Here is a 15,274-nt window from a genome sequence, read left to right on the forward strand (position 1 = left end):
CTGTATCTGCGGCCGCATCTGGGACATATTCGCCGGGACAAACTGCGTGTGGCGCATCTGGAGGGCATGTTCGACGCGATCGTGGAGCACAACGACGTGATCGCCGAGTACCGGGCCAGCAAGGATCCCCGCAAGGTCGCGGCCGTGAAGTGGCAGCGGCCGGTCGGACCGACCTCGATCCGGCGGATCCGGGAAACGCTGCGGGCGGCGCTGAGCCCGGCGGTGAAGGAAGGCCTGCTCACGGTCAATGTCGCGTCGTTGGTGGAGTTGCCCCCGGCCAAACGCCCGACCGCGAAGGTGTGGACCGACGAGCGGGTCGCGCGGTGGCGGGAGACGGGAGAGGTTCCGTCGCCGGTGATGGTGTGGACCCCGCAGCAGACCGGCCGGTTCCTCGACCACGCGGTCCACGATCCGCTGTACGCGTTGTTCCATCTGATCGCTCATGTCGGGCTTCGGCGCGGGGAAGCATGCGGTCAGCGGCGCGTCGACACCTATCTGGATTCCGCTGCGCTGGATGTGACGAATCAGATCGTGCAGTACGGCTGGGAGACCGGGCAGTCCGCGCCCAAGACGACGTCGTCGGAGAGCCTGGTCGCGTTGGACGGCGGCACGGTGCTCGTGCTGCGTCAGCACCTGGCAGACCAGGATGAGGCGATCGCGCGGCTTGGTGCCGGCTGGGTCGGCAGCGGACTGTTGTTCACCCAGCCCGATGGCAGCGCGTTGCACCCGGCCGATGTCACCGCGCGTTTTCAGGAGCTGGCACGCCAGGCCGGGTTGCCGCCGATCCGGCTGCACGACCTGCGCCACGGAGCGGCCACTCTCGCTCTCGCGGCCGGGGCGGACATGAAGGTGGTGCAGCACATGCTCCGGCATTCCTCGATCACCGTCACCATGGACACCTACACCACCGTGCTGCCCGAAGTCGCGCTCGCGGCGGCCGAGGCCACCGCCAAGATCATCCCGCGGTCAGCACCGCGACAGCTCGGGCGCGACTCGGGCTCGCCACCGACCATTGTGGACAGTCCGGAACCGGAAGAAAAGCTTCCAGAAAACCAAAATCCCCAGGTCGAAAACTTCTCGAACCTGGGGATTAAGGGTGCGCCATCAGGGACTCGAACCCCGAACCCGCTGGTTAAGAGCCAGCTGCTCTGCCAATTGAGCTAATGGCGCTTGGTGCTTCCCGCCGCTGTGGTTTCCCTCGGCGACGTGGAAAAGATTAGCAGGGCGTTCAGGCCCCGTTTCAGGGGGGTCCCCTTTTCGGCTCGCCGGGACAACAGCCCAGGTCAGCGGCGGTGACCCACCGTGTACCCAGGCAGCATCGGCTGGCGCGGCAGCGGGCAGGCCGGACGGGGGACCCCAGTGACCTGCGCGACACCGGCACTCGCCACAGTACCCCGGAAATGACAAAACCCCGGCTTCTCCGAAAAAGATCTCGGTGAAGCCGGGGTGTACGGGTGGCTAACGGGGCTCGAACCCGCGACCTCCTGGACCACAACCAGGTGCTCTACCAGCTGAGCTATAGCCACCATCTGGCAAAAGATCTCGCGATCACCTTGCTGGAAGCAATCCTAGCGGGTGCCCGCGAGCGCTTTTCAGGGGGTCACCCTCGGTGGCGTTCCAGCACTTCGGCGGCGGCGGCTTTGGCCTCGTCGCTCGTCGGGCCGGGCTGGGGGACGAAGGCGATCGCGCGGTAGTACTCGAGTTCGCCGACGGACTCCTTGATGTCCGCGAGCGCGCGGTGGGCCAGGCCTTTCTCCGGCTTGGCGTAGTAGATCCGCGGGTACCAGCGGCGCACGAGCTCCTTCACCGACGACACGTCGACCATCCGGTAGTGCAGATGGTTGTCGAGTTCCGGCATGTCGCGGGCGATGAAGCCGCGGTCGGTGGCGATCGAGTTGCCGGCCAGCGGCGCGCTGGCCGGGTCCGGCACCCATTCGCGGATGTACTCCAGCACGCGCTGCTCGGCCTCGGCGAGCGTGGTCGTCGAGGCGCGGACTTCTTCGGTGAGGCCGGACTTGGCGTGCATGTCGTGGACGACCTGCGGCATGCCGTCGAGCTTGGCGTCGTCGGCGTGGATGACGATGTCGACGCCCTCGCCCAGCACGTTCAGGTCGGCGTCGGTCACCAGCGCGGCTATTTCGATCAACGCGTCCTTGCCGAGGTCGAGCCCCGTCATCTCGCAGTCGATCCAGACAAGATGGTCGTTCACCCGCACCACCCTAACCCGACACGGGGATATCAGCGGCGTCACCTGGGCTTCCGGCGCGTTACGCTCGGTCAGCCAGTGCAGCGAGGTGTGATTTCGGACTCGGAACGGGGTGCGGCCAGTGGCCGAGCAAGCGTCGGGACCAGCGGCGGAGATCGCGCAGGGATACGTGAGCGACGGGGCGGCCGTCGAGCTGGGCGCGGTGGTGATCGACGGGAAGACGGAGGCGTCGGCCGCGGTCCGGCTGCCGCTGGCGACGCTGAACCGGCACGGGCTGGTCGCGGGCGCGACCGGCACCGGCAAGACCAAGACGCTCCAGCTGATCTCCGAACAGCTGTCGGCGGCCGGGGTTCCGGTCGTGCTGGCCGACGTCAAGGGCGACCTGTCCGGCCTGTCCGCGCCCGGCGAGGCGAACGATCGCACCGCGAAACGGTCCGCGGAACTGGGCGACGAATGGGCGCCCGAGGCGGGTCCGGTGCAGTTCTTGTCGCTCGGCACCAGCGGCACCGGCATCCCGGTCCGCGCGACGATCACCAGCTTCGGTCCGGTGCTGCTGTCGAAGGTGCTCGGGCTCAACGAGACGCAGGAATCGACGCTCGGCCTGATTTTCCACTGGGCTGACCAGCGCGGGCTCGCCCTGCTGGACACCAAGGACCTGCGGTCGGTCATCACGCACCTGACCAGCGACGAGGGCAAGGAAGACCTCAAGGGCATCGGCGGGGTGTCCGCGGCGACGGCCGGCGTCATCCTGCGCGCACTGTCCAATCTGGAGGCTCAGGGCGGCGAAGAATTCTTCGGCGAGCCCGAGCTGGACGTCCACGACCTGATGCGCCAGCAGGACGGCAAGGGCGTCATCACGCTGCTGGAACTGGACAATCTGCAGTCCAAACCGGCGCTGTTCTCGACGTTCCTGATGTGGCTGCTGGCCGAGCTGTTCGAAGAACTGCCCGAGGAAGGCGACCTCGATCAGCCGAAGCTGGTGTTCTTCTTCGACGAGGCGCACCTGCTGTTCTCCGACGCATCGAAGGCGTTCCTCGAGCGGATCGAGCAGACGGTGAAGCTCATCCGGTCGAAGGGTGTCGGCGTGTTCTTCTGCACGCAGCTGCCGACCGACATCCCGAACAACGTGCTGTCCCAGCTCGGTGCGCGGGTGCAGCACGCGTTGCGCGCGTTCACACCGGACGACCAGAAAGCGTTGGCGCGCACGGTAAAGACGTATCCGAAGTCGCCGCACTACGACCTCGAGACGGCGTTGACGTCGCTGGGGATCGGCGAGGCGATCGTCACCGTGCTGTCCGAACGCGGCGCGCCGACGCCGGTCGCGTGGACGCGGCTGCGCGCCCCGCGGTCGAAGATGGGGTCGATCGGGGCGGACGCGATCCGCGCGGCGGTCGCGTCGTCGGAGCTGAACGCGAAGTACGGGGAGACGATCGACCGCGAGTCGGCGTACGAGAAGTTGGCGGCGAAAGCCACGCCAGCCCCGGAATCGGTGCCGGCCGCGGAGCCCGAGGCGCCGGTCGCGCCCAAGCCGGAGAAGGAGGAGCCGGGGATGATCTCGCAGGTGCTGAGCAACCCGGCGGTGAAGTCGTTCATGCGGTCGGCGGCGAGTTCGCTCGGACGGGAGTTCTCGCGCGGGCTGTTCGGCAACCGGCGGCGTTGAGATACCTGACAGGAGATGGCAGGTATCGGCGGTTGACTGTGCGGGATCGAGTTTCCGGCAGAGGAGCAACAGCATGACCAGGACCGCCGTCGCCGCGTTCGAGCTGGACAAATGGGAGCCGCAGGCGCAGGACGAGGCCGGCGGCACGGCGTTCGCGCAGGTGCTGATCGAGAAGACGTTCACCGGGGCGATCGAGGGGACCAGCCGGGTCGAAATGCTGACGGCGTCGAACGAGACGTCGCGCGCGTATGTCGCCTTCGAGCGGTTCACCGGCTCTGTCGACGGCCGGAAGGGAAGCTTCGTTCTCCGGCACACGGCCGGCGACGAGGGGCTGTCGCTGGTCTTGCTGCCCGGTTCGGGCACGGACGAGCTGGTGGGCATCTCCGGATCGGCCGACATCGCCGTCGACGAGGGGAAGCACACGTTCACGCTGGTCTACGAACTGCCGGGCGCGTGAAGAAGCCGCTCTCTCCAGGCCCCGAATTTCCCGGAGAGAGCGGCCAGGTTTCCTCACCGTCCCGAGAGTGAGGAGCGGAGGCGGGCCGCCCCGACCACGGTCCGCCTCCGGAGTTCCGGTCAGCCGTTGACGATCTGGTCGACGATCTTCTTGGCGTCGTTGATCGGGATGGCGAACCCGATTCCGACGCTGCCCGCCGAGGAGTTCGGGCTGTAGAGCGCGGAGTTGATGCCGATCACCTGGCCCTGGCTGTCGACGAGCGCGCCGCCCGAGTTGCCCTGGTTGATCGAGGCGTCGGTCTGGATCGCGGTGTAGCTGGGGCCGGACGTGACGTTCGAGGTCTGCCTCCCGAAGGGCGAGTTCTGCTGATCGCCGTCGCCGCCCCCGACGTCGGACAGCGGCCGGTTGAGCGCGCTGACGATGCCGGTGGTGACGGTGTTCTGCAGCCCGCCCGGCGACCCGATCGCGATGACCTGCTGCCCGACGGCGAGCTTGCTCGAATCGCCGAGCGTCGCCGCGGTGAGCCCGCTCGCGCCCTGGGCCTGCAACACCGCGATGTCGCTCTTGGTGTCCGAACCGACGACCCTGGCCTGGTACTTCTTGCCGTCCGACGTGGTGACCGTGACGGTCTGCGCGCCCTCCACGACGTGCGCGTTGGTGAGGATCCGGCCGTCCGCGGTGAGGATGACGCCCGATCCGATCGCCGTGCCCCGCCCGGTCGTGACGTTCACCTGAACCACACTGGGCACCACCTTCGCGGCGACGGTGCTGACATCCCCGGAAGCCGTGGTGTTGCTGATGGTCTGCCCAGTGGCGGCGGTCGACGCGGTGCTTGAGGACGCGCTGGTGCCGCCCGTCAGCCCGACGATCGCCGCACCGGCACCGCCGCCGAGCAGGGCCGCGGCCAGCGCCGTGGCTCCGACGAGCGCCGCCATCCGGCCGGGTCGCTTCCGCGGACCAGCCAGGGCTGCGGGCGGTTGCGCGGGTTGTGGCATTGGGCCGTAGTGCGGGATGCCTGACTGCTGCTGTGGGGTGTCAGGTTGGTTTTGCGGAATGCCTGGCTGTTGCGGGGCGGCGGGTTGGCTGTGCGGAGCTCCGAACTGCTGCTGCGCGGTGCCGGGTTGGTTGTGCGGCGTGCCTGGCGGGTGCGGCGCGGTGCCGGATTGGTTGTGCGGCGCGCCGAGCTCGTGCTGCGAGGTGCCGGGTTGGCTGCGCAGCGCGCCGAACTGCTCCTGCGGTGCGTTGGCTTCGTTGGGCACGCTGCCTTGCTGCTGCGGCGCGCCGGCCTCATTGCTCGGGGTGCCGGGTTGAAGCTGTGCGGCGTGCGGACTCGGCAGAGGCGCGGTGTTCGGCCCAGACTGCGCGACAGCACCCGGCTGGGACACCCGGACCGCTCCGGGTCCGGCTGCTTGGGCACCGCCGGGCAGCTTCGCGTTGCCCGGCCCGGCTTGCTGAGCGCTGGCGGCCGTCTCCTGCTCGCCACGCCCTCCGGCTTGCCCGACAGGACCGCCTCCGACCTCCCACGGACGTCCCTGTCCCGCAACGAACGGACTCGACCCGGCCCGGTACTGGCCATACTGCTCACTGCTCTGGTGAGGCTGGTGCCCACCGGGTGTAGCGGGGCCGGGCCGGCTCTCGTTCTCGGTCATGAACCCAGACTCGCGCCTGTGCTTATGAGCAGCCTGTGGAAAACCCTCAGGCTTTCCTGAGAAGAATCAGCTGAGAATTCTCAGCCGTTCTCAGGCAGTGCATCCTCGTCCGTGCCGTGCCGTGCCGTGCCGTGCCGTGCCGTGCCGTGCCGTGCCGTGCCGTGCCGTGCCGTGCCGTGCCGTGCCGTGCCGTGCCGTGCCGTGCCGTGCCGTGCCGTGCCGTGCCGTGCCGTGCCGTGCCGTGCCGTGCCGTGCCGTGCCGTGCCGTGCCGTGCCGTGCCGTGCCGTGCCGTGCCGTGCCGTGCCGTGCCGTGCCGTGCCGTGCCGTGCCGTGCCGTGCCGTGCCGTGCCGTGCCGTGCCGTGCCGTGCCGTGCCGTGCCGTGCCGTGCCGTGCCGTGCCGTGCCGTGCCGTGCCGTGCCGTGCCGTGCCGTGCCGTGCCGTGCCGTGCCGTGCCGTGCCGTGCCGTGCCGTGCCGTGCCGTGCCGTGCCGTGCCGTGCCGTGCCGTGCCGTGCCGTGCCGTGCCGTGCCGTGCCGTGCCGTGCCGTGCCGTGCCGTGCCGTGCCGTGCCGTGCCGTGCCGTGCCGTGCCGTGCCGTGCCGTGCCGTGCCGTGCCGTGCCGTGCCGTGCCGTGCCGTGCCGTGCCGTGCCGTGCCGTGCCGTGCCGTGCCGTGCCGTGCCGTGCCGTGCCGTGCCGTGCCGTGCCGTGCCGTGCCGTGCCGTGCCGTGCCGTGCCGTGCCGTGCCGTGCCGTGCCGTGCCGTGCCGTGCCGTGCCGTGCCGTGCCGTGCCGTGCCGTGCCGTGCCGTGCCGTGCCGTGCCGTGCCGTGCCGTGCCGTGCCGTGCCGTGCCGTGCCGTGCCGTGCCGTCCAGAGCGATGAGCCCGCGGAGCTCACCACCGCCGATCAGCAATGCGTCAGTCCAAACCGTCCAAAGCTTCCGCGCAACCCGGCAAGCTGGACGCGGCGCACCTCCTTTCCAGCCTTCCGGCCATCGTCATCCACCAACTCCCACACTTGTCAGTCAAAGAAACTCGGCACGTCCAACGCCCCTCCCGATGCCTCGAACTCGTCGTGCACGGCTTTGCGCAGCGCCGCGTCGGCGAGATAGTCGGCGGCTGTCAGAGCCAGCCCCAGCGCGCCGTCGATGACCGCCTGATCACCCGCCGGCGACCCAGCAGCCTCAGCGAATTCCTTGGTGTGCAAGGCGACCGTCGGCCCGGACACCGCGATCATCGGGTGCAGCGCGGGCATCCGGAAAGACAAATTCCCGAGGTCCGTGCTCCCCGTCAGGAACTCCGGCACGATGCCCGGCGGCAGCGGTTTCCGCCCCGTGCCCTGTTGATTGACCGACCACCGTCCGGCCAGTGTCGTGTTGAACCGGATCGGCAGATACGCCGGCTGCGCGTCCCAGCGCAATTCCACTCCGCAGCCCGTCATTTCGGCCGCGCCGTGGGCGATCGCGGTCATCCGGCTGGCCAAGTCGCGCAGCGTGTCGGGATTTGCCGACCGGAGGTAGAACAGGAGAGCCGCCCGGGCCGGGATCACGTTCGGCCGCGCGCCGCCGTCGGTGAAGATGCCGTGCACCCGGTCGCTCGACGGCAGCTGTTGTCGCAGCGCCGACACTCCTTGATAGGCCGCCACCGCCGCGTCGAGCGCGTTGCGCCCCATGAACGGCTGGGCCGAAGCATGCGCGCCGACGCCGTGGAACACCATCTCGAGCTGCCGCCTGCCGAGGAACGGGTGCAATGCGATGTCGTGGCTGAACGGGTGCAGCATGATCACCGCGTCGACATCGTCGAAGACCTCGGCTCGCGCGAGCGTCTCCTTGCCGCCACCGCCTTCCTCGGCAGGGGTGCCCACCAGGGACACACGTCCGCCGAGTCGTTCGGCCACTGCTGCCGCACCGAGGAATCCGCCTGCTCCGGCAGTGCAAATAACGTTGTGCCCGCAGCCGTGTCCCAATCCGGGCAGTGCGTCGTACTCGGACAGAACCGCGATGTGCGGCCCCTTGTTGTCCGGAGTTCCGGTGCGCAACGCGGTGTCCAGCCCGCCGAGGCCTACGGTGACTTCGTGCCCATGGGCGCGCAGCAAGTCGGCGAGCGCGCCGACTGACCGGTGTTCGGCGAACCCTTCTTCCGGATGCGCGTGCAGATCCTGGCTGAGCGCGACGAGTTCGCTCGCGCGGGAACGCACTTCTTCTTCAACCGCAGCACGGGTTTCCGCGTCGGCCCCGGCGTAGTCGGAGCTGAGCGGTTCGGCGGCGGCCACGGCATCGGCGGTGGCTTCGACTAGGGAACGGAGGTGGCTGTCGTCCGGCGGGACAGGTGCGGCGTGGGTCATGCGGGGAATGCTAACTCCGAACCCCGACAGAAATGGATCACCGCACGTCGGACAGCCGACCGGAGACGAGTTGGGCGACGCCGAAGTACTGCTCGCGCACCTCGTCGAAGCCACGCGCGCGCAAGCCGGCCGCGATCTCCCCTCGGTCGAACATGCGTTGCCCGCTGACGATTCCTCCTGCGGTGTCGGCGATCCGGGCCAGCCGGCAGTCTCGGCGGGCGCTCGTGAGCAGGACGATCCGGCCGCCGGGACGCAGAATCCGGGTGAACGAATCGAGCGCGCGTTCCGGCTCGGCGAACATGTGCAGGGCGGCGAAACAGCAGACAGCGTCCACAGTGGACGAAAGCAACGGCGGTTCGACCGCGTCGGCGCGGAGGTAAGCCACGTTCGGCGAGTCAGTTTCTTCGACCGCGCGCGAAAGCATGCTGCGTGCGCCGTCCAGGCCGATCGCGAGTCCGTCCGGTCCCACCGCGTCCCCGAACGCGCGCGTGAACCGGCCGGTTCCGCATGCGACGTCGAGCACGACTTGGCCCGGCTGTAGCCCGAGACGTTCAGAGGCCAGCGCGACCTCGTCGGCCATGCTCGGGCCGCTGGGGCCTTTGAGGACGCGGCCGAGCACGGGCCGCCAGTAGTGTTCGTATACCTGCGGCAGCAGCGTGGTGCGCATGAGCCGCTGGGTGAGCCCGGTGGGCGGGCCGGCCTGGGCCGCGTCGCCGAGGGTGTCGAAGAAACCGTCGGCTGTCGTGGCCGGTTCGCTGAGCAGATCGGTGAGCCGTTGCTGGGTGCTGTGGTGCGGCACGGAGGTCCTCTCGGTGGGATACCGGCAGTATGCGGCATCAGCTGCTCACTCGTTCGAGTGAAGATCTGCCCGATCAAGCGTTCGAGGCCCGGCATTGTCGGTGGCTGTTCCTAACGTCGTCCGCACGGTCTCCGACTCGCGGAGACCAGCGAGGAGGACTGACTGATGACCGCACCGATCCTGCGTCCGATCGACCTGCCCACCGGTGAAATCGCCGTGCATGGGGCCTTCGACCTGAGCGCCGCCTCGCGGTGGCTCGCCGGGGCGGGCCCGGCGGGGTCCTTCGCCGCCGAACCGGGCGTGCTGCGGATGGCGTTCCCGGTGGAGGGGGCCTGGACCCATGCCGGGGCCGCGATCCGGCAGAGATCCCCGGGCACGGTCGAAGTCGGGGTGGCGGCGCCGGTGGAGGTCGCCGCGCGGGTGGTCGCGCAGGTGAGCCGGATGCTTTCGCTTGATGTCGACGAATCGGGGTTCGCCGAGGCCGCAAGCCGGGACTCGGTGGTCCGGCGGCTGCACGCCCGTCACAGCGGAGCGCGCCCAGTGCTGTTTTCGTCGCCGTACGAAGCGGCTTGCTGGGCCGTGCTCACGCAAGGAATGCGGGTCCCGCAGGCGAGACGATTTCGCGAGCAGTTGACTGTGCGCCATGGCCGTCAGGTCGGCGAAGACGGGCTGTTTTCCTTTCCCTCGCCGCAGATTCTGGCCGAGCTGGGCGACGAACCGTCGGTGGGGCCATTCCGGCTCGCGCGCCTCCGAGCTGTCGCCCGGGCAGCTGTAGACGGTCGCCTGGACACCGAGGAGTTGCTGGCGCTGCCGATCCCCGAAGCGATGAGCCGCCTGTGTGCGATCCCGGGCATCGGAGCGTTCTCCGCCGAGCAGATCTTGCTGCACGGCGCGGGACATCCCGATCTCTTCCCCCGCCTGGACACCCAGCTCCACCAGATTCTGTGCGCGGAGTACGCGTTGCCTCCCGACACGCCGCCGGACGAGCTTGAGCCGTTGGCTGAGGATTGGCGTCCGTATCGGTCATGGGTTGCCCATCTATTCCGGTTTGATCGGCTGAAGGTGTCCGTGGAGGTCGCGGACTGAGCGGTACTTGAAGTCGCGGATCGGCAGGAGGGAGATGCCATGGAGTGAGGCCGCGGCCCATACCGAATCGCGGTCGACGGATGTTGCCTGGGCACTCACAGCAGCCAAATAGGGCCTGTGGTGAGGTGTCCGCGTGACTACGCCTGTACTCGCCGTCTCGACTGTGCTCAGTGCTCGACCGGGCACCGGAGAAGTCTCCGGTGCGGCCATGGCCGCGAGCACTGGGACAGTCAGCGCGGCGCTGGAACAGGCGAACACGCCGAGCGTCATCACGTTGGTCACCGGCGCGATCGCTTTGCTGGTCGTGCTGGCCGGCGGGACGCCGTGGCGGTTCGCCCGCAACGTCATCACGATCGTGCACGAGGCAGGCCATGCGCTGGCCGCGGTGACAGTCGGACGGCGGCTGCGGTCGATCCGGCTGCACTCGGACACCTCCGGGGTCACCGTGTCGCGCGGCAAGCCTGAGGGGCCCGGCATGGCGTTCACCGCTTTGGCCGGATACATCGCCCCGTCGGTCCTGGGACTGCTGTTCGCGAGCCTGGTCGGAGCCGACCTGATCACCGCGGTGCTCGTGCTGGTCGCGTTGCTGCTGCTGGGCGTGCTGATCATGGTGCGCAATGCCTACGGCGTGTTCACGGTGGTGGCAAGCGCTGTCGTGCTCGGGCTGGTGGCCTTGGTCGCGCCGAAGGTGGTGCAGGCGCCCTTCGTGTACCTGCTGACCTGGTTCCTGCTGTTCGGCGGGGTTCGGCCGGTGGTGGAGCTTCAGCTCAAGCGGCGGCGTGGCCAGGCGCGGGACTCCGACGCCGATCAGCTGAGCCGGCTGACCGCTGTGCCCGCGGTGTTGTGGGTGCTGGTGTTCGGCGTGCTCACGGCGAGTTGCGTGATCGCGGGCGGGTTGTGGCTGCTGCAACCGTTGGCGTTGTGATGCGGTCGCTGCGGTTGTCGGTTGCGGTGAGGTGACGCGGACTGGCGGCTCGGTGGCGTCGTGCGACGGCGCGCGGTCGCTGGGATGCGGCGGAAGCCCGTGGCGGTGCGGCGGCGACGTTCATGCACGCTCCGCGTGCGAGCGGACGGCGGCCGCGGCGGATTGGTCGAGCGCTGGCTGGGCGGCCGCGGCGGATTGGTCGAGCGCTGGCTGGGCGGCCGCGGCGGATTGGTCGAGCGCTGGCTGGGCGGCTCACGGATCGGTTGAGCGCTGGCAGGGCGGCCCATGGATCGGTTGAGCATTGGCTGGGTTGCCGACGGATTGGTTGAGCGGCAAGCAGTTGAGTGGCAAGCAGTTGAGTGGCAAGCGGTAGGGTGGAACGGCCGGTTATGGGCGCACGCTGTCGTCGGCAATGCCGTGGCAAGCTGTCGCCGCGCTTGGCAGGGCGTGCGCGACACTGCACGTCCGAGTGCTTGGTGGCGTTCGCGCCTGACCCAGCTCTCCTGGGTGGTTGCGATCTCCAACCGCTGCGGGTGATCAGTCACGACGCCGCGGTGAGGGGTGCGGGAGCTGTTCGGCGTTGGTCACGCGTCGGATGTCATTTGCACGCCTTCGTTTGGTGCGCGCCGAACTTGGCCTGGGCGCTGGTGAACTGCGCACCGTACTTCGAGGACAGCTGTCGGATCAGGCCGGTGCACGAGAACGAGGTGTAGTCCAGGTACGACTGCGCCGCCTTGGCTGCCTGTTCGTTCCAGTCGACGTCCAGGCTGTCCACCGCCTGGGTGGCGACGTTCTTCGGGTAGCTGTCGCCGTACTTGGAGGACAGCTGATCGATCAGGCCGTTTCGTGAGAAAGCGGTGTAGTTGAGATAGGACAGCGCGGAGTCGCGGGCCTGCTCGACCTGGGGCGGGTACTGCGGTGCCTCGCTCGCTGGGCTGGACTCGACCGGAGGAGGGGATTGCGGAGTCTCGGCGGGTGAACTCGTCAGGGCCTGGGGAGTCTCGCTGGTGGGGCTGGACTCGACCAGTTGCCCGTTGATGCATGACTGTCCGGCTTTGAGCGGAGGGCAGGACTCTTGCGGCGGGTAGCTGGGCGTCGAAGTTGAGGCGGGAGTCAAACCACTCGTGCCGAGACCGCTGGCGTCGCCGTCGGAGCAGGCGGTGAGGGTGACGGCCGCTGCGGCCGCTGCGGCGAAGATGGCGAGGCCCTTGATCATGCGGTGCTCCTTGGCCTGAGGTGGTTTGTAGTCGTGTGTGCTGCTCCGTTCGTTACGGCGGTGATGTCCACTTACCTCAGGTGCTTTGATCGCCGAACGGTGCCTGTTCCGGCGGTCTGATCAGGAGGTCGTGCACCGTTGCTTTCGGGCGACTTTGGGGTCTGGAAGCCCTGTCGGTTTCCAGCACCGTCGTGCTTAGGAACTGTGCGCGGGTGCTCCGGCCTTGGTGACCACGACCTCGTCGCCCAACGGTCGCGGACGCTTTTCGTGCTGCCCGGGCCCAGGGGCGCGAGCAGCGCCACGCCTACGACCACGGCGGCAATCCCGGCTCCACGCCGGCAGAAGGCTGCTCGTTGGCTGAGCGTGCCGCTGCCTTTGGTAGGTTTCCGGGACTCATGGGAAGCCTCTCGTGGTCGGTCGGTGCGTCCCGGCGTCTGGCCCGCGATGAGGGTCCCGATGCAGGTCAGAGGCGGGTGTCCGGCAGACTGGACGTCTGCTGAGCCGCCGGAGGGAGACAGGCGATGGACGAGGTCGCGAAGGCCGTCGAGGAGTGTGCGCGGGCGGCGAAGGCGGCTGCGCCGTCGTTGGCTGCCGCCGGGGACGAGGCGGTGGACGCGGCGCTCGTCGGGATGGCGGAGCGGCTCGTCGCGCACCGGGACGAGGTGCTTGAGGCCAACCGGGCCGATGTTGCCAAGGCTACGGCCGACGGGATGAGCGCTGGTCTGCTCGACCGGCTCACCATCACGCCCGAGCGGCTCGACGGGATGGCCGATCAGCTGCGTCTGCTGGCCGACGCGCCGCACCAGGAGCGGGCCGTCGACGTGTCCACCTTGGACGGCGGGCTGCGGCTCGTCGAACGGCGGCGTCCGGTGGGTGTCATCGGCGCGAACTACGAGGCGCGGCCGAACGTGACGGTCGACGTGGCGTCGCAGCTGGTCAAGTCGCGCAACGGCGGCGTGCTGCGGACCGGGTCGGCGGCGCTTGGCTCGGCGCAGCGGTTGCGGGACGTCGTGATCGCGCCTGCGCTCGAGGCTGCCGGGATCAATCCGGACGTCGTGCAGTTGGTGCCGCGCGTGGAGCGGGAAGCCGCGTCGGCGCTGGTTCGGCTGCCTGGGCTGGTGCCGCTGGTCATCCTGCGCGGCAGTGGCGACAGCACGCGCGCGCTGGCGACCGAGGCCGCAGTGCACGGGGTGCGCACGTTGGCGCACGCTGACGGCGGCGGTGTGCTGTACGTCGACGCCGCGGCGGATGCGGGCAAGGTTCGTGACCTCGTGTTCTCGAGCCTCGACCGGCTCGGCGTCTGCAACCGGCTGAACCTGCTGCTGATCCACGAGGACGTGCACGACACGGTGTGGCCGCAGATCGAGTCGGCGCTGGCCGAGCGCGGCGTCACGCCCTCGCTCGCGCCGCACGAGCATCCGATCGGCTACGAGTGGGCGCTGGACTCCGAGCGGGAGGCGACGGTCACCGTGGAGCGGGTCGGCGGGCTCGTCGACGCGGTCGAGATCGCGAACGAGCGCACGTCCGGGCTCGCCGCGGGGATCGCGACCGAGGACCCGGCGGCCGCGGAGCGGTTCTTCGACGGCTACACCGGCACGGGCGTGTTCTGGAACGCGCCGACCCGACTGCTGGACGGCTTCAAGCTGCTCGCGGTGCCCGAGACCGGCATCAACCTCGACCGGGTGCCGGGGCCGCGCGGGCCGGTGACCTACACCGACCTGTACGTCCGCCAGTACGCCGTAGTGCCCGCCTGACCTGGCCGGAGCACGATGAGCGGATGGGCACGATGACCGGGCGGCCGCACGTCCTGCTGTCCGCGGCGCAATCGCTGGACGGCTACCTCGACGACGCCGGCGCCACCCGTCTGCTCCTGTCCAACGAGGACGACTTCGCGGAGGTCGACCGGCTCCGCGCCGAGGCCGACGCGATCCTCGTCGGCGCGGGCACGGTGCGGGCCGACAACCCGCGGCTCCTCGTGCGCTCCGCCGAACTCCGCCGTGAGCGGGTCGCGGCGGGGCGTCCGGAGCAACCGGTCAAGGTGACGGTCACCAGCAGCGGCAAGCTCGATCCGGCGGCGCGGTTCTTCACCGTCGGCGACACCGAGAAGCTCGTCTACGCGCCGCGAGGCAGTGCGGACAGCTTGAGTGCGGTCGCGACCGTCGTGGAGGTCAGCAGCCCGCCGCGGCTCGAGCACATCCTGGACGACCTCGGCGCGCGCGGGATCCGGACGCTGCTCGTCGAGGGCGGCGGGGCGGTGCACACGCAGTTCCTTGACGCCGGGCTCGCCGACGAACTCCGGCTCGCGATCGCGCCGATCATGGTCGGCGACCCGCGAGCGCCGCGGTTTCTCGGGCCGGGCGCGTTTCCGCGACCGCTGGAACTGACGGAAGTGCGACGGTTCGGAGAAGTCGCGGTGCTGCGGTACCGCGCGGCGGTCGAACCGTCGTCGCTCGATCTGCTGCGGTTGCGGCAGGCCATCGAGCTCGCCGACGAATGCCCGCCGAGTTCGACGTTTCGGGTCGGCGCGGTCGTCGGGCTGCCGGACGGGACGGTGCTCGCCACCGGGCATTCCGGCGAAGGCGATCCGCGCAATCATGCGGAAGAAGCCGCGCTGGCGAAGCTCGATCCGCACGACCCGCGACTCGCCGACGCGACCATGTACAGCTCGCTCGAACCGTGCAGCGATCGCGCGTCCCACCCCAAAAGCTGCACGCAGCTGATCCTCGAAACCGCGATTCCCCGAGTGGTGATGGCCTGGCGGGAACCGTCGTTGTTCGTCGAGGCCGAAGGGGTCGAGCGGCTTGTCGCGGCCGGACGACGGGTGATCGAGGTCCCGGCGCTGGCTTCGGAAGTCCGGCGGGCGAACACGCATCTGCCCGGCGTTCGGCCCTGAGCACCGGACGATCGGGCGCTGCGGCACGGAATCCGCGTCGCA

At 69.4% G+C, this 15,274-nt stretch carries 13 protein-coding genes, 2 tRNA genes and 1 pseudogene; 8 read left to right on the forward strand and 8 right to left on the reverse strand.

What is annotated here, in order from left to right:
• Nucleotides 1–357: 357 nt before the first annotated feature.
• Nucleotides 358–855 (forward strand): annotated as a pseudogene (gene xerC / locus EIZ45_RS47675) (tyrosine recombinase XerC); the annotation flags it as partial.
• A gap of 242 nt (nucleotides 856–1,097) precedes the next feature.
• Here xerC and EIZ45_RS26405 read toward each other — a convergent pair.
• The 3 genes from EIZ45_RS26405 to orn all read right to left on the reverse strand — a co-directional run bounded on the left by EIZ45_RS26405 (nucleotide 1,098) and on the right by orn (nucleotide 2,209).
• A tRNA-Lys gene (locus tag EIZ45_RS26405) sits at nucleotides 1,098–1,170 on the reverse strand.
• 283 nt (nucleotides 1,171–1,453) lie between these two features.
• Nucleotides 1,454–1,526: transfer RNA gene (locus EIZ45_RS26410), tRNA-His, on the reverse strand.
• Nucleotides 1,527–1,600: 74 nt separating this feature from the next.
• Nucleotides 1,601–2,209 carry an oligoribonuclease gene (gene orn, locus EIZ45_RS26415; RefSeq protein ID WP_037817745.1) on the reverse strand — a complete coding sequence of 203 codons (609 nt, stop codon included), beginning with the start codon at nucleotides 2,207–2,209 and terminating at the stop codon, nucleotides 1,601–1,603.
• A 118-nt stretch (nucleotides 2,210–2,327) separates the two neighbouring features.
• On the opposite strand from orn, the gene EIZ45_RS26420 reads away from it, so the two are divergent.
• Nucleotides 2,328–3,866 carry a helicase HerA-like domain-containing protein gene (locus EIZ45_RS26420; protein WP_134662594.1) on the forward strand — a complete coding sequence of 513 codons (1,539 nt, stop codon included), beginning with the start codon at nucleotides 2,328–2,330 and terminating at the stop codon, nucleotides 3,864–3,866.
• A gap of 73 nt (nucleotides 3,867–3,939) precedes the next feature.
• On the forward strand, nucleotides 3,940–4,323 hold the full coding sequence (locus EIZ45_RS26425; RefSeq protein ID WP_134662593.1) for a DUF3224 domain-containing protein: 384 nt from the start codon (nucleotides 3,940–3,942) through the stop codon (nucleotides 4,321–4,323).
• A 119-nt stretch (nucleotides 4,324–4,442) separates the two neighbouring features.
• Here the strand turns inward: EIZ45_RS26425 and EIZ45_RS26430 are convergent, their stop codons facing one another.
• From EIZ45_RS26430 to EIZ45_RS26445, 4 genes are all read right to left on the reverse strand, one after another.
• Nucleotides 4,443–5,378: a S1C family serine protease gene (locus tag EIZ45_RS26430; protein ID WP_370318186.1), complete on the reverse strand. Its 936-nt coding sequence runs from the start codon at nucleotides 5,376–5,378 to the stop codon at nucleotides 4,443–4,445.
• A 674-nt stretch (nucleotides 5,379–6,052) separates the two neighbouring features.
• A complete protein-coding gene (locus EIZ45_RS26435; protein WP_240692037.1) occupies nucleotides 6,053–6,883 on the reverse strand; it encodes a histone H1-like repetitive region-containing protein in 831 nt (276 codons plus the stop codon).
• 107 nt (nucleotides 6,884–6,990) lie between these two features.
• On the reverse strand, nucleotides 6,991–8,313 hold the full coding sequence (locus tag EIZ45_RS26440; RefSeq protein ID WP_134662592.1) for a M20 family metallopeptidase: 1,323 nt from the start codon (nucleotides 8,311–8,313) through the stop codon (nucleotides 6,991–6,993).
• A gap of 37 nt (nucleotides 8,314–8,350) precedes the next feature.
• A complete protein-coding gene (locus EIZ45_RS26445; RefSeq protein WP_037817629.1) occupies nucleotides 8,351–9,112 on the reverse strand; it encodes a class I SAM-dependent methyltransferase in 762 nt (253 codons plus the stop codon).
• Between the two features lie 165 nt (nucleotides 9,113–9,277).
• Between EIZ45_RS26445 and EIZ45_RS26450 the strand changes: the two genes are divergently transcribed.
• The 3 genes from EIZ45_RS26450 (at nucleotide 9,278) to EIZ45_RS47410 (ending at nucleotide 11,390) form a co-directional block, all read left to right on the forward strand.
• The gene (locus EIZ45_RS26450) at nucleotides 9,278–10,198 is read left to right on the forward strand and encodes a DNA-3-methyladenine glycosylase (protein WP_051729374.1); all 921 of its coding nucleotides are present in this window, start codon (nucleotides 9,278–9,280) and stop codon (nucleotides 10,196–10,198) included.
• Nucleotides 10,199–10,406: 208 nt separating this feature from the next.
• Nucleotides 10,407–11,123, forward strand: a complete 717-nt coding sequence (locus EIZ45_RS26455; protein ID WP_037817627.1) for a M50 family metallopeptidase — start codon at nucleotides 10,407–10,409, stop codon at nucleotides 11,121–11,123.
• A gap of 135 nt (nucleotides 11,124–11,258) precedes the next feature.
• Nucleotides 11,259–11,390: a hypothetical protein gene (locus EIZ45_RS47410; protein WP_255443402.1), complete on the forward strand. Its 132-nt coding sequence runs from the start codon at nucleotides 11,259–11,261 to the stop codon at nucleotides 11,388–11,390.
• Nucleotides 11,391–11,721: 331 nt separating this feature from the next.
• Here the strand turns inward: EIZ45_RS47410 and EIZ45_RS26460 are convergent, their stop codons facing one another.
• Nucleotides 11,722–12,339, reverse strand: coding sequence for an Ltp family lipoprotein (locus EIZ45_RS26460; RefSeq protein WP_134662591.1), 618 nt, complete (start codon nucleotides 12,337–12,339; stop codon nucleotides 11,722–11,724).
• Nucleotides 12,340–12,860: 521 nt separating this feature from the next.
• On the opposite strand from EIZ45_RS26460, the gene EIZ45_RS26465 reads away from it, so the two are divergent.
• Entirely contained in the window at nucleotides 12,861–14,093 is a 1,233-nt protein-coding gene (locus EIZ45_RS26465; protein WP_134662590.1) for an aldehyde dehydrogenase family protein, read from the forward strand.
• A gap of 32 nt (nucleotides 14,094–14,125) precedes the next feature.
• Nucleotides 14,126–15,232, forward strand: a complete 1,107-nt coding sequence (locus EIZ45_RS26470; protein ID WP_167756575.1) for a dihydrofolate reductase family protein — start codon at nucleotides 14,126–14,128, stop codon at nucleotides 15,230–15,232.
• Nucleotides 15,233–15,274 lie beyond the last annotated feature (42 nt).

Source organism: Amycolatopsis sp. CFH S0740 (assembly GCF_004522315.1).
GTDB lineage: Bacteria > Actinomycetota > Actinomycetes > Mycobacteriales > Pseudonocardiaceae > Amycolatopsis > Amycolatopsis nivea.